Source organism: Spirosoma gilvum (assembly GCF_054776815.1).
Genome location: NZ_BAAHBH010000009.1, coordinates 388,217 through 408,110, shown reverse-complemented (window position 1 = coordinate 408,110; position 19,894 = coordinate 388,217). Strand labels below are relative to the sequence as shown.

Below are 19,894 nucleotides of genomic sequence, written 5' to 3'. Positions count from 1 at the left end.
CGTTAGGAATATGAGTACCGCTTCGGATTCAGGCCATAATGCTTTTCAAAGAGTCGGCTGAAGTGGCTCAGATTGGAAAAACCCAGCTCATAACCTACCTCACCAACAGAATGCTTGCCCTGTTTAAGGAGAAAGGCTGCTTCCTCCATTCGGGCCTGCTGGTAGTAATTGTAAATCGTGTTGCCAAACGTTTGCTTAAAAAGCTGTTTTAGTTTGGTTTCGCTCATGGCTGCGAACTGCGCCAGTTCACGGATCACCGGCGGCACGCTCAGGTCGCTGATGATCCGATTCCGTATGGCCAGGAGCCGCTCTGCATCGGCACTGTTGATAGTCTGATGCGTAGCGTTTTCTCGTAAAGACAATTTATGAAAAACCAGATAAAGCAGCTCCTGCACCTTGATCTGCATGTAGAAGTGGCTTAGGGAATCAGTCATATCAACAGCGGCCATGTTTTTCAGCAGTAGTTTAGTCTCCGCTGCCATGTTTTCGAAGAAAAGAAACGAATTGCCGCTGCCAGTAATGGCCTGCAGTACCGAATTGGGTTCACTGACAGCCAATAACTCCTTCAGTCGGGTTGGCTTTATGGCGACTACCACATAGTGAATAGTTTGATGGGCAGGAAAACGGATGGTTGAGCTAAGATCGTTGGAGGTAACCTGAATAGCCGACTCATCGCGCTGGGAAAATAATACCTGAGGGTCATCATTATAAGCGATCTCAAGGGCCTGTTCGTTGCGGTAAAAAAAGACAGTGATCAAGTCATTTCCCTGACCAGATGCATTGCGTTTAAGGATCAGATCTTCCTTGAGCAAATAATGGTGTATGGTGATCTTAAAGTCCGGCCCGAACGCCAGCTTGCGTATGTAGCCCTGGCCCAGATAGTCTGGTATCACCAGCAGACCATTCTGTATCGTTGCCTGTATATGCCGGGCAAAATAAGTCACAAAGTCGAAGTCGGGTGTAGCAGAAAAGCTGAATATCATGATGCCAGGTTGGTAGGTTGCTTAGGTTCGGCAATAGGGTATAATCGTACTATCGTTCCGAATCGGAAGTTTGTTATAATCACCCTATCAACAACAGTACAAAGTATATTTATCCTTAAATCTGTACTCAAGACTTTATGAATGTATTGTTATGCTTACTAGTGCTATCTGTAAGTACGCCCAGTATCCTATTGGCGCAGTCGTTGCCAGAAACGAATCGCTTTGAAGAGCTTACTCACTCAGACACTTACACGATGACTGCCTTTATGCCATCGCACAAAAGGATAGTGATTGGTCAGCCTTCTGAGCGCGTCTGGGTCGATACAACAAAGCTAAGTCGTGAATACTGTGATGCCCAAAGAGCCTATATTCGAGAAAACGAAACAGAAAGTATAAAGGCGACTGTTCATGACAGGGCCAGACGCAATGCGGGACTTGCCAATTTAGAGAGAGTCCTGAATGCAATTTATGAATACTGTCTTACCGAAGTAGCAGCCGGAAAGACCATTCCACAATACTGTGAGGCAAACGACTACCCCTGCCCGCCAGCCAGCTTTCATAAAAAATGATAGGCTGTGAATGCTATTTTGATATTTTCCTAAAAAAAAGCCCTGGAATGAGCGTGTATTGTAAACTGTGGCACGGCTGATACAAGCGTCTGATTATCAAACATGGTATTAGCCGTGCCACAGTTTTCCAAGCAGTCTCCTTAGAATTGACCAGAAACAGATAACAAAATCGTCGCTGGCTAGTTAAATCAACGAAAATGAAGGGAATTATTGCAGGAAGAAATAACCTTCCTCGATTGGGTACGATGTAAGGTCGTGCCCTTTTTTATTCACGGAGTGTTCACCGCTTAAATGAGTGAACACTCCGTGAAATTGACGCTCTACAAACCCGTAATAATACGAGCATAGATGTTGTTGCTCCTATTGACATCGTAGGTTCCACTACTGTCATCAGCCACGTTTACGGTGATATTCGAGCTACTACCCGAATTAGCACTGGTTCGATTGACCGTAAAGCCCAGGTTCATCACACCCCTGGCAGCAATAAACTCTCCTCCATTAATCGTAAGGCTAATTTGCTGATTGGCAATCGTAGAGGTTATATGCCATTTCGGATTACTTACACTGACCGGATTCTCGCTACCGCCTGCCACATTGATACTGGTTAGGGTATTGTCGAAGCTGACACTATAGCCCGTTGGCATGGTTAAGGTAAGGACAATGTTCCCTGCGGACGTAGCTGCCCCGTTGACTTCCTGTAGCTGCACCAGTAAGCCTTTTGCATCGCCAGCCGGAAAGTTAGCTTCGGGCAGGCTCATAATCGCTGACAGGTCTGGTCCGGCCAGCGCCGTCACACTCACCAAAGCCGACTGGCTACAAACGCCAGCCGTAGCTATTACCGTGAAGGTCTGTACGCCAGCCGTAGTCAGACTGGCCGATACCGCCGAGCTGGTAGCGGGTGTGGTCAGTGGAGCCGAAGCAGGAGCGCTCCATTGGTAAGCAGCGACACCGGCCGAAGCCGTCAGGCTGACCACTACGCCCACATTAGCCAGGGGTAGTGAGGCCCCCGCCGAAAGCGTCAGTGCTGTGTTGCTCCCTACAGTCGTGGTCTTAATAGCTGTACAACCATTAGCTCCTGTGACGGTTACGGAGTAGGTACCTGATGCAGAGACATTGAGGATTTGCGTGGGAGCGCCGGTATTCCAAACATAAGTCTCCCCACCACTGGCGGTTAAGGTAGCTGTAGGATTGGCACAAGTGAGCGTCAAGCTGCTGGGGGAAATGCTGGCATTGGGGGCATTGGTATCACTGTTGATGCTAACGGTGGTGACGCTAAAACAACCCGTTTCGCCATAGCTGGCTGTGACTGAGTAGAGTCCGGCCGTATTGATCTCAGCTATTCCCATATACGTTTCCCGATTTTCAATGACCTCCTGACTGAGAATGCCCGGCCCACTAAACACATAGTTTTCACCACCTCTGGCCATTAGCATAAGAGTGGGCAGGTTACAGGTTATTGCGTATCCATCAGGGGACTCAAGTGAGAGGTCGGGCAATTGGCTAACTGTTAAATCATAGGTTTCGGTAACGAGCTGGCTGTTACTGTTCACAATGAGTGAGTAGGTCTGGGTACCCGTTTCACTGGCAGTGACGGTTTGACTAAAGGACGGATTGCTGCTGGTACCTGTGGTCGTGCTGGTGCCGTTGGTAAGGGTATAGCTGTAACTACCCGTCAAATTACCCAGACTAGCCGTAAAGGTCACCTGGTTACCCGTACAAACGGGGTCTGGATTGGGTAAAAAATCTGTGATAGTAGGTGGAAATGGCTGATTAAGCAGCACACTAACGGTATTACCATAAAAATTGTTGGTCAAGGCATCGAGGTCATCATCGTTATCTACATCTGCCAGTATCACAACCACTGGAAAACTACCGCCCACATTGGGATTGGCATTCGTAGACGGCGCTGTAAACGTACCCGTACCATCGTTGAGCTGTACACTCAACGTATTATCGATACTGTTGGCAGAGAGCAGGTCCAGATCGCCGTCGCTGTCAATATCACCCAGGGCCACGCTTTGGGATTGATTACCAAGGGGTATTGTAGCCAGTGGAGTCAATTGACCATTCCCATCATTTGCTAAAATACTGGCGGTATTATCCCCGCCGTTGCCTACGGCTACGTCCAGGTCGCCGTCACCGTCAATATCGCCAACCGCAAATACATTCGGGAATGATCCTGTCGATACTTCAGCGTTGGAAGCTGGGGCCGTAAATTGCCCACTCCCATTGTTAAGACGAACACTCAGGCTGTTGCTGAATACATTGGTAGCCAACAAGTCGAGATCGTTATCACCATCCAGATCGTGCAGTGCTACCCAGAGGGGACCCGACCCCAGCGTTATTGTGCTGCCCGTGGCTGGAGCCGTAAACTGCCCGCTCCCGTTGTTGAGCCGCAAACTCGCCGTCGATCCCGCACCACCTGCGTCACTATTCGCAACAACAAAGTCCAGATCACCATCACCGTCGACATCGCCCATCGATAGGGAACTGGCATTAGCGCCAATAGTAATAGCAGTGGGTGCGCTGAAACTGGCAGCTCCATTATTCGTATACAGATTCACCGTTGTGGAACCCGCTGCTAACAAATCCAGGTCGCCGTCATTATCAACATCGCCGACTGATACACCCAGTGTCGAATTAGGAGCTGATAGTTCCGAACCACTGGCAGGTGTCGTAAAGGTGCCTGTACCTGTACCCAGTCGTATACTCACAGTATTACTGGAATTGTTGGCCACAACCAGGTCCAGATTTCCATCATTATTCAGATCGCCCGTACGAATATCCTGAGGGGCACTCCCAACACTGGTGGTTGGCGTAGCCTGGAAATTTCCACGGCCAGTTCCCCCTACCTGTGTCGTAAACTGATAAACCAGTCCATGAGCCAATGCAGTGCCTGAACTATTTTGAGCCTGCGAGGTAATGGTGGTGAAAATCGTTTCACCGGGTTTGAAGTTAGCGGTCGGATTAAGGGTCAGCGTATTACCGCTGGCTATGGTCACTCCACCTGCTCCGTTACGGAGTTGCCCCCCATGCTGATGACTAAATACTCGCAGGGCTCCCAGGGTAGCAGCTCCATTGCTCATGGACTGATCGAAGGTAAGCGCTACGTTGGTGGCTACAGGAGCATTACGGGTGTTGCGAGCAGGATTTAGACTGGTGAGGACCGGTGCCTGCGCCTGAGCTGACTGTCCCAGGCTTATCAAAAAAATAAACAGGAAAGAAGAGTAGTTTTTTTTCATACAAAGAGGAAAGAATGTACATACCTTACTAAGGTGTTGCAAGATACGGTTAGGAGGTTTTAGAATGCTAGCACTTCCATTCTATTCTCCACTACTGATAGTCTATTTTTTACAAAAAACTGGACTAACCAATCGTCTGGATAGCTCTATATAAACATATCGACCAAGCTGTCGACTTATGTATAAACAAACGAAGCCCGACATAAGCCAGGCCTCGTTACGCATTACTCTTCACTTAATTTCTATCGGGTACTACTGCATAGCAATGGTGCGATTGGTTTTCTGTACCGGTTGAGTGGATAGGTTCAACTGCTTGATGATGCTCCCTTCCGATGATTTGATCTCCAGCTCATACTCGCCATCGGCCAGTTCTTCTACATTCAGCTTGACAGCATATTTGGCTTCTTTGCGACCGATGTTTTGCTCATAGAGTACTTTGTTGTTCTTGTTCTTCAGCAGGAGCACCACCGGCGTATCGGTCGATTTCTGGACAGCTACCCGAATTTCGTGGTTGACCGTTACATAGGCACTGGCATCAAACGAAAGGGTTTTAGGGGTGGTTGGATTGAGCAGCGTAGAGGCACTGATTAGGATAGAAGCGGCAAGGTTGGTCATGAATGGTAACATGGTCGTAATGTGTTTAGCGTTTAAGATGTTGTTTACTGGTATGCCATCTTAAATCCAAACCCTGTGCCAATTGAGGATAGCTATTGATAATCAAAAGTTTAACTTTTGTGCCAGTCTGGCTTACTGTCCGCTAGTGGACAAGCGTTGTTCGGTGACGGACAAAGCGGACAGATCTCACCAAACAAAAGCCCCGACGAAAGTCGAGGCCATATGTTGTAAAACCATAAATCGACTACTGTCGCTACAATCCACTAATAATACGAGCATACACATTATTGGCGGGGTTGGTATCGTACGTTCGCCCACTATCATCAGTTACATTGATGGTCACATTCGATGTACTGCCCGCATTGGCCGAGGTACGGGTGAGTGTTAAGCCTAGTACAGAGGTTCCCCCAGCCCCAATGGATTGTCCGGTATTCATCCGCAGCGAAAGTTGCTGGTTGTTAACAGACCGGCTGAGGGTCCATTGACTATTATTGACGGGTGTGGTTGAGCCACCCGACACATCAATGCTGGTCAACGACTGATTGAACGAAAGTGTATACCCTGTCGGAGCCGAAATCGTAACGGTCACACTGCCCGGTGGTGTGGCATGCCCTTCTGCCTCAAAAACATTTACGGCAAAATTGCGGGAACTACCCGCTTCAAAATTGGCCTCTGGCAAAACCAACGTTGGGCTCAGGTCGGGAGCCAGGTAGATTATTTTATACAGAGCCCCGGTATTACGGCTCAGATAATACAGTTTTCCATCAAGGCCTGTCGACAGGCTCAGCGAATTGCCCGGAAGGCCAGTAACAAATGATGACGATGTAACGGGAGAAGCCGACGGATTGATGCTGTAGATCCAGTTGCTACATAAATCCTGAAAGAAATATCGGCCAACGAGGCTGGGCGGATAGGTTGTACTGGTCGGGTTAAAAAACGTGCCACCCGTTATAGCGCACCCGCTTCCGCTCCCAGAGTGTGGATAGGCAAACACCGGATTCGTAAAAGCAGCATTACTGCTTGTTCCTTCGGCAGTAGGCCAGCCGAAGTTCAACCCTCCTGTGGTGGCATCATTAATTTCTTCCCAGGTGCTTTGCCCAACATCGTTCACAAAGATTCGACCCGTTCCCGGCTGAATAGCTATCGTATAAGGATTTCGCAAACCATAGGCCCATATCCGCTTCCGCGACTCTGATCCGGTGGTAAACGGGTTATCAGAAGGAGCACTTCCATCAGCATTGATTCGCAGAACCTTTCCCAAATAATTATCCAGGTTCTGGGCATTGGTACCGTTGGCATTTTCACCAACGCCAACGTACAGTTTTCCATCGGGCCCAAAGACCATAGCTCCCCCATTATGATTGGTAGCGCTACTTAAGTTATCTAAATCCAGAATTGTCGTTTCACTACCTGTCTGTACAACATCGCCATTAGCCGTATACCGGCTAATGCGATTATGGGCTGGCGTACCCGGAACGGTATGATACAAATAAATAAAGTGGTTCGTTGTAAAACCTGGGTCAAATGCTAGCCCAATCAGTCCCCGCTCCCCTGTGTCATCGACCGTCAATTGAATAAATGGCGTTGTCAGCAATGTTCCATTTTTAATCACCCGCAAAGCGCCACTTTGTTCGGTCACGAAAACGCGTCCATCGGGTGCAAACGCCATAGCCGTCGGATTCGTTAGCCCATTGGTTACCTGTACCTGACTAAAACTGGCAGGAAACGTCTGCGCCCAAAGACGTCCGAACGTCATCAGGAATAAACCGACAATAAAAGGGATCAGATTCGTTTTCTGATGAAAAAAGGCTGACCGATGAGGCTCCGCAACAAGGCCAACTGGTTTGTAAAAAGTTGTCATAGAACGTTGATAGTATTGACGAAATAATCGACCGCAATAAACCAACAACCAACAGCTCTATATCAATGTTTGCAAATATGAAATTCCGTATACAAAATGTGATTATACAGACCACCTGAAGAATATTTCTACTCCGTACGATATCAGACATCCAGACAACCGATTACTTTTTGCACTATCTGCTCAAGCTCGACCGTCGTGTTTGGTTTAGTAAGGTACTCTGTAGCGCCTAAGTCAATATAGTCTTTCTGTTCATCCGGGTTATATTCAGCGGCCAGTAGATAAATAGGTATATGCTGACAACAGGCATGGCTTAAAAAGGTGGTTAGCCAGTCCCGCTCTTCACCGTGAGGCACAATTCCGTCCAGAATCATAGCGCGGGGCTTGCGCTCATTTTGATGAACAACCGAGAGAAAAGCCTGAGCCGAAGGAAACCATTGAAGCTCGATTGTATTTGCCCATTTTTTGAAGCCAAACTGCCAAAACAAAAAATCTTCCTCGTCTGCATCTAAAAAAGCAATCCATTCACTGGGTAGTATTGGTGCCATAGTATGTAACCCATTAACTAACGTTATATACAATTGCGTCCTGTTGATTATAAACTTCGATAAGGATAATAATGTTTAGAAATTCATCATATGAAAACTCGGCTTATCTGAATTTAATCTTGCTTTCCAATAGGAATTATGTACATTGATTTTCTATATTCACCTTGAATATAGGATCGGATCAGAAACCACAAGCAAGCCCTGGGCATAGGTCCATTAACTGATGATTCAACAGGTGACTCAGGCGGTCTTTATCGCCGACGACGACGAAGACGACCGTTTTTTGCTACAGCTCGCCTTTCAGGAACAAAGCCCTGAATGTCAGTTAGTTTTTGCAGAAGATGGTATGGCGTTAATCGATGCGTTGGCTCAGAGCCCGTTGACACCCTGTCTGATTGTTCTGGATTTAAATATGCCCCGCTTAAATGGCTTCGAAACCCTGACGGTTTTGCGTAGCAACCCAAGCTATCAATCTACTCCAGTTATCATATTAACAACATCAAATTCTATACGTGAACGCCAGCTAGCACTCGAGTTAGGCGCAAATGATTTTATTACAAAACCGATGAATCTGGATTTATTGGGCACTATAGTTCATAAAATTCGGCAGCACTGGCAGTTAGACGCCTGCTTATGACGAGACTGATTAGAGCACCCTTCCTGAAGCTTTATCTATTCCCTGAATCAACCGTTGGCTTTTGCAGTTCTGACAGTAGTGTAAATACGAGTTGTATTTCAGCCTGTGCCTGGTCAATTAACGCATGCGCCGATTCAGACTCAAGGTGTTCCAGATGCTCTATTGCATAGGCTAGTTGAGCCAGCGCTGGCATGCCTGCACTCAGTGCAGTACCGCGTAATTTATGCCCCGCTGCTTTCATTCCGGCTAAATTCTGGTCGCTGTCATGTTGTAAAAGAGCCTCCAGAGATCCCTGCAATTCGGTTTCAGCCGCTTCAATCAATATGCTTACAAATTCCGGATCGTCACCAGCCATCATCCTGATCGCTTGTGGGTCGAAGTGTACAGGCTGCTCTTCGGCCGGCTTCTCCACTGATTTACGGTCCGTTTGGGTTCCAAGCCACTTCTGAAATAGAGTCACAATCGACTCCTCAACGATTGGTTTCGTGATAAAATCGTCCATACCGGCGTCGAGGCATTTTTCGCGTTCACCTTTTACCGTACCAGCTGTCAGCGCAATAATTGGGATATGTTCTCCATTCTCCAGGTCGCGAATCTGCCGGGTAGCTTCGTAGCCATTCATGACCGGCATCTGAATATCCATCAGAATCAGGTCTGGCCGATGGAGGCTATAAGCCTGAATAGCTACCTGACCATTAACCGCTTCGATAACCTGGGCATCGGGCATAATTCGTCCAATGATGGTTTTGGTCAACAGTTGATTCACCATATTGTCCTCTGCCAGAAGTATCTTAACTGTCCCCGAACCAACCTGCGTGGGCGGGTTCGGTGCTTCGATTATTGTCGATTCCTCATGGTGTACTATCCGTGATAAGGCCCGATACAGCTCGGTCATTTTAACGGGTTTGACCAACCGCTGATTAATACCCAACGACTCACTGCTTCGGATGATTCGCTCATCGTCGGATGAGCTATGCAGCAAAATAACGACCTGTTCTTCGGCGGTTGAGGAGAAGTGAGTGCGAATCTTTTCAATCGTTTCCAGACCATCCATAAACGGCATATGGTAGTCCATCAATATGACGTCAAAATGTTTGTTTCGGCCCAACAGCTGGAGCGCTTCAAATCCGTTAGCGGCTTCCTCCACATTGATCTGCCTTAACAGAAATATTTGCCGAAGAATGGTGCGGTTATTTTCATTATCATCGACGATCAGCACATTTTTGATCAGGCTAATATCCCGCCAGATTATGGGATCGCCGGGTTCTGTTTTAAGGGTTACATCGAAGAAGAAGCAACTTCCTTCGCCAGGGGTACTAACCAATTGAAGGCGGCTCCCCATCAGACCCAGCAATCGGTTGGAGATGGTTAAGCCGAGACCCGTACCGCCGTATTTTTTGGTAGTCGATGGGTCTTCCTGCGAAAAAGCATCGAAGATTCGCTCCTGCATCTCAGGCTTTATGCCAATACCGGTATCTCTTACCTCAAACCGGAACGTAATCCACTCTTCCGACAGAGCAGACATTGGCTTTATTTTCAATTCGATTTCACCTTTTTCGGTAAACTTCACAGCATTCCCAAGCAGGTTGACCAATATCTGCTTTAGCCGAACAGAATCAGAATATATAAACCGAGGCAAATTGGGCGTCAGATTGAGAAGCATCTCAAGACCTTTGTTCTGCGCCTGATAGGTAATAATATCGGCGGCCTGGCTGCTGATTTCGTAGATGTCTATTTTTTCGATAGCCAGTTCCAGTTTGCCTGCTTCAATTTTCGAAAAATCCAGAATGTCGTTGATCGTGCTCAACAAGGCATTGGCCGACTGATCAACAATGGATAGATACTGGTGCTGGGTTTCGGTTAAGGAGGTTTTCAGCAGCAGATCCGTAAAACCAATGACGCCATTCAGGGGCGTTCGGATTTCGTGGCTCATATTGGCCAGAAACTCGGATTTAGCGACACTGGCCTGCTCAGCCTGCTGTTTTGCTTTTTTGAGTTCATCACGCTGCTGACAGGCTTCGGTAATATCCTGTGTATACATCATAACCCCTCCAATAGAGCCATCAAACTGATACCAGGGTCTTACTTCCCAACATAGATACTGATCGTGGTTCCAGCCTTCGGGGCGCCAAACATACTCATCCTGGCGCTCTACAGACCCGTTGATACACCGGTCAAAAACACCCTTCCATTTATCTGGCAAACCGGGGAACACATCATAATGTGACAGGCCAATCACACTATCGATCAGTCGATAATCCTCCATCCACCGCTTACTGACAGCCAGGTAGTTGACGTTTCGGTCAAACATAGCCACGGCCGCTGGTGCATGTTCGACAAAGGCGGCCAACCGCAGTTTTTCATTAATCAATGCCTGCTCGGCCTTCTTTTTATCATCTATATCCTGAAAAGCGCCGTAAACCCGTTTGCATAGACCATTTTCAAACTCAGGCGTTCCGACCACACGCACCCATATCTCGCGCTCAAGAGCCGTAACAATTTGTAATTCGATATCGAACGGGGCACCTTCGTCAATAGCCCGGTCAACAGCCGATACGATCAGATCATAGTTTTTTCCCCGAAAGAACGTTTCGCCCGTATCGATCAAAGGAGCATAGTCGTCCGGCACATCGTGAATAGCCTTGGTAACGGCTGACCAATGCATAGTTTTCTGGATCATGTCGGCCTCCCAGGTACCAATCCGAGCCACCTCGTTGGTTTGCTCCAACTTCTGCTTGGTGGTTTTCAGATCGACTTCAAGCTGATGACGGCGCGTGATGTCGATAGCATTTCCAATGACATAGGGTTCGCCAGTCAGTTCATTTTCAAGAATATTGGTAAACAGCCAGATGTGTAATGACCCGTTTTTATGGCGGGTGTGCATGATTCCGCTTACTTTACCCGCTTTCTGAATACTTTTCAGATACGCTTCGAGCCCTTCGTGCTGATCGTTTGGAACAATATCCTGCAATCGTCGACCAACAATTTCGTCCGGACTATACCCAAGCGCATTAGCACCTGCTGTATTCACGCTTAAAAATGTACCATCCAGTGCATGCGTACACATAAGTCCCTGAGAGTTCTCAAAGAAGGAACGGAATTTTGTTTCAGACTGAAACAGCCGGATTTCTTTTTGTTTTTCCTCCGTTACATCACGGGCAATGGCGAATAAATAACCTGTTGCCGATTCAGGCGTAGCAACCCACTGCAAATGCCGATACGTATTATCCTGGCAGCGAAATCGATATGTAAAATTCAGGGTTGGCTTACCGGCCGCCAATTGGTTGATCTCCCGCTGAGCTGCCAGTCGATCGTCGGGATGGACCAAATCGAACAGCGATGTATTTAATAAATAGTCTTCACTCCATCCTAATACTTGCCGGAATGCCGGATTGATCTTCTTCAGAAAACCATCCGTGCCGGCCACAAAAATCAGATCATTGGAAAGAGTGAATAGGTTTTCGAAATAGATCAGTTCTTGTTTTTGCCGATGTTCTACAATGAGCGCTATGGCCATCTCGCCCAATAGCTTCAACGCTTTTTGCTGCTCATCGGTCAGTTTTCGCGGAGTACGATCCAGAACACAAAGCGTACCTAAGGCGTGGCCGTCCGGGTCTGTCATTGGGTACCCGGCATAAAATCGAATATTGGGATTTTCTAAGACTAAGGGATTCTCTTTAAATCGATCATCCAGCCTGGCGTCCTCTACCTCAAATAAATAACTATCCAGAATTGCGTATCTACAAAAAGCAACATCCCTACTGGTTTCATCCATATCCAGCCCCACTTTCGCTTTAAACCACTGTCGATCCTTATCAATTAAGGATACCAATGAAATTGGTGTTTGACAAATCAATGAAGCTAGTTCAGTCAATCTGTCAAATGCTTCTTCCGGCAGCGTATCAAGAATTTGATAACGATGTAAGGCTTCCAGTCGTTTATCTTCGTTGAGTGGAAAAGGCATATTGTTAACGAATTAATCTAATAGAAAATAAAGATACAGTCCTGGAAATCATAAGTTCTTAATATCTATTATTCGTTAAGTTTTAAGTAACAATACATGATTAAATGATGCTATTTTTTTAGCTTATTATACAAATACATACAATCAGCACTTACCAACTAGTAGCATGCACATAGGCCTATACGTCTTATAACAAACTGACAGTAAGTCATTTACATCTTTTTATATATCAACAAAAAACGCCGACCCTAGAAGAATCAGCGTTTCTAGTATCCTTTTTCCAGTCGTTCTCATCGACTTGGTTACAAAATAGGTACAAATAAGTGTTAATAGTAACTTATTGATTATACGGCAGGAGTGAAGTTTGCTTACCATCCAGCTTTGCCTTTAGCCTCCTCGCCTTTATAGATATGAGAAGCAAGTAACGCCAATAAGGATCGTTTGCAAAATAAAAGGTTACACAAGAGCTAATATTCATATACTATCTACTAATAATGGCTAACATAAAGAAGATTTAATGTAAATATTTACACCATTTGATAGGATTGAAAAATAAAAACTTAACAACAAGCTATAGAACAGTTATTTATATACAATACAATTTATATTTGCTTATAAAACCTAACCTATTGTTACTACAATACTATGAATATACCATTAAGTGACGAAGAAATGATTCGTCATCATTTACCTCATCAACCTAGTGAATGCTTTGAAACACTCTATAATCGCTATGTAGGTAAAGTTTATAAGCAGTGCCTTTCAATGACGAAAGACAGTGAACAGGCTCAAGACTTTACTCAGGATATCTTTCTAAAAGTGTTCAATAAACTGGAGGCCTTTCAACAACGATCAAGTTTCTCTACCTGGATTTATGCCATTGCGTATAATTACTGCGCCGACCAGCTTCGCTTAGCCAAACGGCTTCCAACAATAGCAATTGGCGATGGTCTTGAACAAACCTGGGGCGAACTGGCTGAGGCTCCCGTACATGAGGATATGCTACAGCTCGTGGCCCAGGCAATGGACCGGCTAACAAGTGAAGAGCGCAGTCTGCTGCGATTAAAATACCAGGATGGTATGAGCAACGAGGAAATTGCCGACCTGTATAATATTAAACTCAGCGCGGTCAAAATGCGGCTTAAACGCAGTCGGGAGCGAGTTCAGCGATTATGCAGCTACTACCTGCAAACCTAACAGCATAGTATACAGAACATTATAGTAAACTTTCTAGCCCGGTTCTCAGCCGGGCTTTTGCTTTCAAACAATGAGCCTACGTAAGATCGGTTTAGGCTGGCTTACGATTATCCTTCAATTTAAAGACTTACTCGAGAGCCCATTCCCGACGAATGGATGACCAGCGACGACGCGAGATCGGCAACGCAAGCCCTGTATACAAATGAACCACTGCTCCAGTAGGAGTGAACTCTATACGGTCTATGAACTGACGGTTAACCATATAGTGCCGATGTAATCGAATGAACCAGGCAGGTGGTAACTTAGCTTCTACTCGCTTGAGCGTGTAAGATACCAGAACCCGCTGGCCGTCGGACCAATGTAACCATGTGTAGTTCTCCTCCCCTTTTAAGTAAACCAGATTAGCCACAGATAGCCATTGAGCACCCCGATCAGCATTATAAACGCGCATAGGTGGCCAGCACTGTAACTCGGAAGCGTTCACTACTGATGAATCGAAACGAAAAGTCATCTTGTTGAATAATAAGCAATTAATACAAATAGAATAGCCATCAATGTATCGTTAGCTAGTAAGCACGGGCATAGAATAGTCGTGTCTTCCGATACACAGAGAGTGAATTAACTGTATAGTACTATTTAGATTAAAGATCACCTTTGTGCAGCAACTCATCAGGCTTATCAAAAACGCTGGTGCTATAAGTACCAGCGTTTACCAATAACTCACAAGAACCAACCATACCCACCTACATAGCACAATAATAAACAAATTATACAACTAACAATAAAAGCAGTAACAAAAAATTAAAAATCATTTCCGGATAATATCAGCTATACAGGCATTGGAATAAATTATGATTTCCAACTAGCTTGATCAATACCAAATGGCAACCTAGTTAGTAAACCGTCGCGGAATGATTCGCTCAGACCAATAGACTTTTGTTATACCAATACCTACCGTATAGCCTCAATTGATAGTCCGTTCCGAAGCAGGAAGTCACCTAAATAAGAAGTTATTGAAAATAAGAAAAACAATCTTATTTTTCACCGGCTTACTAGATCATAAGACCGTTGCATCAGTACAACAAAACGAAACACTCATGAATTATCACAACTCCATCATAGACACTATTGGCAATACCCCGCTGGTAAAACTCAACAAGGTGACCAAAGGGGTTAGAGGCACTATTCTGGCCAAAGTTGAGTATTTCAATCCGGGCAACTCGGTCAAAGACCGAATCGCTATTCGTATGATTGAAGACGCTGAAGCACGTGGTATAATTAAACCGGGCGGTACTATCATTGAAGGTACAAGCGGAAACACGGGCATGGGACTCGCCCTGGCTGCTATCGGCAAAGGTTACAAATGTATCTTCACAATGGCCGATAAACAGTCGAAGGAAAAAATCGATATTCTACGGGCTGTAGGGGCCGAAGTAGTAGTCTGCCCCACTAACGTTGCCCCGGATGACCCACGCTCGTATTATTCGGTTGCCAAACGACTCAATCGGGATATTCCAAACTCGCTTTACCCGAATCAATACGATAACCTGGCCAATACAGCTGCTCATTACGAAACTACTGGCCCCGAAATATGGCGCGATACCGATGGCAAAATCACTCATTTTGCAGCGGGCGTTGGTACTGGTGGTACCATATGCGGGACGTCAAAATTTCTGAAAGAACAGAATCCGGCTATTACCTCGATAGGTCTTGACACCTACGGCTCGGTTTTCAAGAAATATAAGGAAACGGGCATTTTCGACGAAGGCGAAATTTATCCGTATATGACAGAAGGAATCGGCGAAGACATTCTGCCCCAGAATGTTGATTTCAGTCTGATCGACCATTTTGTAAAGGTTACTGATAAAGATGCCGCCATTATGACTCGTCGGCTGGCCCGCGAAGAAGGTCTGTTTGTCGGCTGGTCGTGTGGAACGTCGGTGCATGGGGCACTGGAATGGGCTAAAGAACACCTGACCGACGACGATGTGCTGGTTATTCTCCTGCCCGACCACGGTACTCGCTACCTGGCCAAAATTTATAATGACACATGGATGAAAGATCACGGCTTTCTGGAAGATCGTGCGTTTAAAACAGCCCGCGACATTATCCATCACAAAAACGGTGGTCCGGCCGATCGGCGTTCGCAACTTACCACCATTGGCTCAGGCGTATCAGTTAGCCAGGCCATTCATGTATTGAATCGGTACGGCATCTCGCAGATTCCAGTAACGGATGATACCGGACACATCGTTGGTAGTTTAACTGATTCAGCGATTTTGAATAAACTGATTGAAGAACCAACTGTGAAAGACCATCCAGTCAGTGAGATCATGGACAAGCCGTTTAAGTTTGTCGGCCTCGACAATACCATCGATGCGCTTTCGTCGCTAATCGACCGCGATAATAAAGCGCTGCTCGTCCGGGATGAAAAAGAACAGGTTCATATCATCACCCAGGCTGACTTACTGGCCGCTATGACAAACTAACTGATTTTTGTAGATTGCATAAAACGACAAAGCTATGGTGACGGAAACAGCAACCCAGGAGCTGGCAAGCCAACAGCCAATACCTTCCTACTTGATCTATGAAACACTCAATGGACGCCCTCTCTATCGGAAAGGGTATAAGGAAGTATTAGCCAAACAAAAAACACCCGGCGAAATTATGGGCTGCAGCGACCTTCAGGCCATTATTGTGTCTACTTTGCATTTATACCTGGGAAACCAGACCAATCGTAAAGCTTACTGGATCGTTACGAATGAACCCGGCTTACACATTCAGTTAGGCGATAACTTGTCTAACGATATCGCGATCTATGAGAAAGAAAAGGTGACCATCAAAGGTAAATTTTTCGATGTAGCGCCGAAAGTAGTGGTAGAAGTCGACATTAAAATTGACCTGGAAGCATTCCCCGCCCGAGAGCAGGATTATATCTACGAAAAAACCCAGGCCATGCTTGATTTCGGCACCGAACGGGTTATCTGGATCACCACCAAATCGCGCAAAATTTTTGTGGCCACCAAGGGCGAAACTTGGCTTACTCTCAACTGGGACGCTACGGTTCCTGTATTGGACAACGTAACGCTGAACGTCGCGGATTTACTCACCGACGAAGAAGTGATATAGTATATGTGATATAGGATATATGATGTATGACTGGCAAATACATCCTACATCCTACATCCCCTGATCATCTTCGATTATCACTACCTTCCATCATGCTCAGGTAGCTCAGATAGCGGCTTTCGGCGATTTCACCTTCGGCAACGGCGTCTTTAATGGCGCAACCGGGCTCGTTGATATGCAGACAGTTATGAAACCGACACTGGTTCAGCCGATCGCGCATTTCGGGAAAGTAATGGCCAATTTCCTCTTTTTCGGTATCGATCAGCCCCAACTCCTTTATACCTGGTGTATCGATAATGTACGTATCGGGCGCTAGTTCAAACATTTCGGCGAAGGTCGTTGTATGGACACCTTTATTGGCAAAGGTCGACACTTCGTTGGTGCGTAAGTTCAGGTCAGGCGCAATAGCGTTTACGAGCGATGATTTCCCAACCCCCGAATGCCCCGACAGCAGAGTTACTTTATGATCGAGCAACTGCCGGAATGCATCAACACCTTCGCCTTCGGTGGCCGACGTAGCCAGGCATTGATAACCAATTTGCTCATACATGTCCATTATCTCCTGCTGATAAGCTAACCCTTCGTCGTTCAGGATATCCGTTTTATTGAAAACGATGGTGGTCGAAATCCGAAACGACTCTGCCGAAACCAGAAAACGATCAATAAATCCCAGTGATGTGCGAGGGAGTGTCAGCGTTGCCAGCAATATAGCCTGATCAATATTAGCCGCCAGAATATGCCCGTGAGCCGTTTTATGGACCGACTGTCGAATTATGTAATTTTCACGGGGCTCAATATCGGTAATGACAGCCGTATTTTCGGCTTCATCTTCAACCTCAAACGTCACTTTATCGCCTACGGCAATAGGGTTCGTAACCTTGAGGCCCATAATCTTGAATTTACCTTTCAGCCGCCCCTGATAAACGTGGCCGTCATTGGCACGAATGTCGTACCAGGAACCTGTCGAGCGAATAATTAATCCGTGTTGCAATATCTAAAGAGCGAAAGAGTGAATGAGCGAAAGAGTAACCGTCGAACGAGTTGGCTGTAAACGCCAGTCTTTCACACATTCATTCTTTCGCTCTTTATTTTTTCTACCACCTGCATAACCTTTGCGGTTGCGCCAATGTTCCGTTCCACATACTGACGGCTACTGCGCGATGCTTCTGTCGGATTGTCGTATTGCCGGGCAAATGCCGCCATCAGTTCATCCGTATTGCTGATCGGAAAAGCAGCCCCTTCAGCTACTAAATCCACGGCCTCCTGGTATTTGTCATATACTGGCCCAAAAAACAAAGGCATACCAAACGTAGCCGCTTCCAGACTATTATGCAAGCCCTGCTTAAACGCACCACCAATAAAGGCAAATTCGCCATATTGATACAGCGACGAAAGCATGCCTACGTTATCAATGAACAGAATTTCTGCCTGCCGGGCATCAGTTTCACTTGCCTGCGAAAAACGGATCGATGGCTTTGGCAACAATGTACGCCAGTGTTCAATTTCAGCATCGTGAATCTCATGCGGGGCAATAATTGCTTTTAACGGTTTATCGAATGCATTCAGAAACGGAATCAACACATTCATATCCTCAGGCCAGGCACTACCCACCACCAGAACCGGCTGACTATTTTTAAAAATTTGCGCCAAACTGATTTCCTGTTTCGCTGCAGCCACCTGCGCTACTCGATCGAAGCGTGTATCCCCCGCAAGTGTTACATGCGTTAGGCCGATTTGTTTCAACAAGTCCAGCGACTCCTGGTTTTGTACCAGAATATGGTCGAAGTAGCGAAGCATGGACCGATAAAAACCGCCATACGGCTTAAAAAAAAGCTGGCTGGGCCGGAAAATCGCAGAAAACGAAATGGTCGGTACAGAAGCCAGGTTCAGTTCCCGCAAATAGTTGTACCAGAACTCATATTTGATAAAAAATGCCAGTTTAGGCTTTACGATTTGTACAAACTGACGAGCGTTACCCGGTGTGTCGGCCGGAAGATAGAGGATATAATCGGCACCATCATAATTCTTGCGCACTTCGTAGCCCGAAGGCGAAAAAAACGTCAGCAGGATTTTATACGTCGGATAGGTCGCCCGAAACGCTTCTATTACGGGCCTACCTTGCTCAAACTCACCCAACGAAGCGGCATGAAACCAGACAATAGGGCTCGTATTATCGGCCAGTTTTGCAGTCAACCTATCGGCCCAATCGCGTCGGCCCTCGGTCCACTGCCGTGCTTTGGGATTAAAGAAGGCTACCCATTGCGCCAGTTGTTGAAAAACAAGAATACCTGCGTTATAAAGTCCCGAAAACAAGCTAATATGCGTTTGATTACACAAACAAAGCTACAAACTACTACTCAAACCTCCTGAACTATGACTTCATACGACACACTGACCGATGCGCTAAATGGACTTCGCCAACAAGGATTTACGAAAGATTACAACCTGAAGCCCGATTGCCTGTATTGCCAGACGGACAGTATTGAACTACAACCCGCCGACTTCGACATTGTAGAGGTCTACCGTTTTGAGGGCATGACTGACCCCAGTGATGAAGCGGTTGTCTATGCTATCGAAGCAAAAAATGGTGATAAAGGAACACTCGTTGATGCCTACGGGGCCTATTCTGAGGCCATTTCTCCCGAGATGGCGGAAAAGTTGCGGTATACGCCCGAGAATTAACGAACTTTTTATTAAATATATTAATTTTATGTCAACAGAATGTATGTTGATACAATGAATTGGAATAAGTTAACAAGTGAAGCTCAACTTGATACCATCAAAGAAGAGTCAGTTAAGCGTCCAGTAATGATTTTCAAACATAGTACGAGCTGTTCTATCAGCCACATGGCCCTCAGCCGGATGGAACGCAACTGGAACGACCAACTTGGGGTTAAAGCCTACTATCTCGACTTACTGGCCAATAAGCCTCTCTCCAATAAAATAGAGCATGATTTTGGTATTGAACACGAGTCACCGCAGGTGTTGCTGATCAAGAACGGCGCCTGCATTTACGATGCCTCGCACATGTCAATCTCCTTCGCAGGATTGCAGCAAGCCGTTTAAGATGTTAGTATTAGGAGCGAGGAGTTAGGAGTGAGAATGGCGGACGCAAAAGCAAAAATTACGCGTCAGCATTCTCACTCCTA

At 46.2% G+C, this 19,894-nt stretch carries 16 protein-coding genes; 7 read left to right on the top strand and 9 right to left on the bottom strand.

The window, feature by feature from the left end:
* Positions 1 to 2: 2 nt before the first annotated feature.
* A complete protein-coding gene (locus ACYVFD_RS24130; protein ID WP_461093066.1) occupies positions 3 to 983 on the bottom strand; it encodes a helix-turn-helix domain-containing protein in 981 nt (326 codons plus the stop codon).
* 137 nt (positions 984 to 1,120) lie between these two features.
* Here ACYVFD_RS24130 and ACYVFD_RS24125 point away from each other — a divergent pair, with 137 nt between their 5' ends.
* Complete coding sequence (locus ACYVFD_RS24125; protein WP_461093065.1) at positions 1,121 to 1,552, top strand: hypothetical protein; 432 nt, start codon at positions 1,121 to 1,123, stop codon at positions 1,550 to 1,552.
* Positions 1,553 to 1,872: 320 nt separating this feature from the next.
* Here ACYVFD_RS24125 and ACYVFD_RS24120 read toward each other — a convergent pair whose 3' ends face one another.
* The 4 genes from ACYVFD_RS24120 to ACYVFD_RS24105 all read right to left on the bottom strand — a co-directional run bounded on the left by ACYVFD_RS24120 (position 1,873) and on the right by ACYVFD_RS24105 (position 7,818).
* Positions 1,873 to 4,794 carry a beta strand repeat-containing protein gene (locus tag ACYVFD_RS24120; RefSeq protein ID WP_461093064.1) on the bottom strand — a complete coding sequence of 974 codons (2,922 nt, stop codon included), beginning with the start codon at positions 4,792 to 4,794 and terminating at the stop codon, positions 1,873 to 1,875.
* 252 nt (positions 4,795 to 5,046) lie between these two features.
* Complete coding sequence (locus tag ACYVFD_RS24115; protein ID WP_461093063.1) at positions 5,047 to 5,421, bottom strand: hypothetical protein; 375 nt, start codon at positions 5,419 to 5,421, stop codon at positions 5,047 to 5,049.
* A 241-nt stretch (positions 5,422 to 5,662) separates the two neighbouring features.
* On the bottom strand, positions 5,663 to 7,270 hold the full coding sequence (locus ACYVFD_RS24110) for a PQQ-dependent sugar dehydrogenase (RefSeq protein ID WP_461093062.1): 1,608 nt from the start codon (positions 7,268 to 7,270) through the stop codon (positions 5,663 to 5,665).
* A gap of 143 nt (positions 7,271 to 7,413) precedes the next feature.
* Positions 7,414 to 7,818: a hypothetical protein gene (locus ACYVFD_RS24105; RefSeq protein WP_461093061.1), complete on the bottom strand. Its 405-nt coding sequence runs from the start codon at positions 7,816 to 7,818 to the stop codon at positions 7,414 to 7,416.
* Positions 7,819 to 8,041: 223 nt separating this feature from the next.
* Between ACYVFD_RS24105 and ACYVFD_RS24100 the strand changes: the two genes are divergently transcribed.
* Positions 8,042 to 8,455: a response regulator gene (locus tag ACYVFD_RS24100; RefSeq protein ID WP_461093060.1), complete on the top strand. Its 414-nt coding sequence runs from the start codon at positions 8,042 to 8,044 to the stop codon at positions 8,453 to 8,455.
* A 31-nt stretch (positions 8,456 to 8,486) separates the two neighbouring features.
* Here ACYVFD_RS24100 and ACYVFD_RS24095 read toward each other — a convergent pair whose 3' ends face one another.
* On the bottom strand, positions 8,487 to 12,419 hold the full coding sequence (locus tag ACYVFD_RS24095) for a response regulator (RefSeq protein WP_461093059.1): 3,933 nt from the start codon (positions 12,417 to 12,419) through the stop codon (positions 8,487 to 8,489).
* 645 nt (positions 12,420 to 13,064) lie between these two features.
* Here ACYVFD_RS24095 and ACYVFD_RS24090 point away from each other — a divergent pair.
* Entirely contained in the window at positions 13,065 to 13,616 is a 552-nt protein-coding gene (locus ACYVFD_RS24090; protein ID WP_461093058.1) for an RNA polymerase sigma factor, read from the top strand.
* A 127-nt stretch (positions 13,617 to 13,743) separates the two neighbouring features.
* On the opposite strand, the gene ACYVFD_RS24085 is transcribed toward ACYVFD_RS24090, so the two are convergent.
* Entirely contained in the window at positions 13,744 to 14,127 is a 384-nt protein-coding gene (locus ACYVFD_RS24085; protein ID WP_461093057.1) for a LytR/AlgR family response regulator transcription factor, read from the bottom strand.
* 586 nt (positions 14,128 to 14,713) lie between these two features.
* Between ACYVFD_RS24085 and ACYVFD_RS24080 the strand changes: the two genes are divergently transcribed.
* On the top strand, positions 14,714 to 16,105 hold the full coding sequence (locus ACYVFD_RS24080) for a cystathionine beta-synthase (protein WP_461093056.1): 1,392 nt from the start codon (positions 14,714 to 14,716) through the stop codon (positions 16,103 to 16,105).
* A gap of 34 nt (positions 16,106 to 16,139) precedes the next feature.
* Positions 16,140 to 16,745, top strand: coding sequence for a Uma2 family endonuclease (locus ACYVFD_RS24075; protein ID WP_461093055.1), 606 nt, complete (start codon positions 16,140 to 16,142; stop codon positions 16,743 to 16,745).
* A gap of 64 nt (positions 16,746 to 16,809) precedes the next feature.
* Here the strand turns inward: ACYVFD_RS24075 and rsgA are convergent, their stop codons facing one another.
* On the bottom strand, positions 16,810 to 17,736 hold the full coding sequence (gene rsgA / locus ACYVFD_RS24070; protein ID WP_461093054.1) for a ribosome small subunit-dependent GTPase A: 927 nt from the start codon (positions 17,734 to 17,736) through the stop codon (positions 16,810 to 16,812).
* Between the two features lie 71 nt (positions 17,737 to 17,807).
* Positions 17,808 to 19,058, bottom strand: a complete 1,251-nt coding sequence (locus ACYVFD_RS24065; protein WP_461093053.1) for a 3-deoxy-D-manno-octulosonic acid transferase — start codon at positions 19,056 to 19,058, stop codon at positions 17,808 to 17,810.
* A gap of 60 nt (positions 19,059 to 19,118) precedes the next feature.
* On the opposite strand from ACYVFD_RS24065, the gene ACYVFD_RS24060 reads away from it, so the two are divergent.
* Together ACYVFD_RS24060 and ytxJ are read left to right on the top strand one after the other, a co-directional pair.
* Positions 19,119 to 19,427 (top strand): phosphoribosylpyrophosphate synthetase, encoded by a 309-nt coding sequence (locus ACYVFD_RS24060; RefSeq protein WP_461093052.1) that lies wholly within the window; start codon positions 19,119 to 19,121, stop codon positions 19,425 to 19,427.
* A gap of 54 nt (positions 19,428 to 19,481) precedes the next feature.
* The gene (gene ytxJ / locus ACYVFD_RS24055) at positions 19,482 to 19,811 is read left to right on the top strand and encodes a bacillithiol system redox-active protein YtxJ (RefSeq protein ID WP_461093051.1); all 330 of its coding nucleotides are present in this window, start codon (positions 19,482 to 19,484) and stop codon (positions 19,809 to 19,811) included.
* Positions 19,812 to 19,894: the final 83 nt, after the last annotated feature.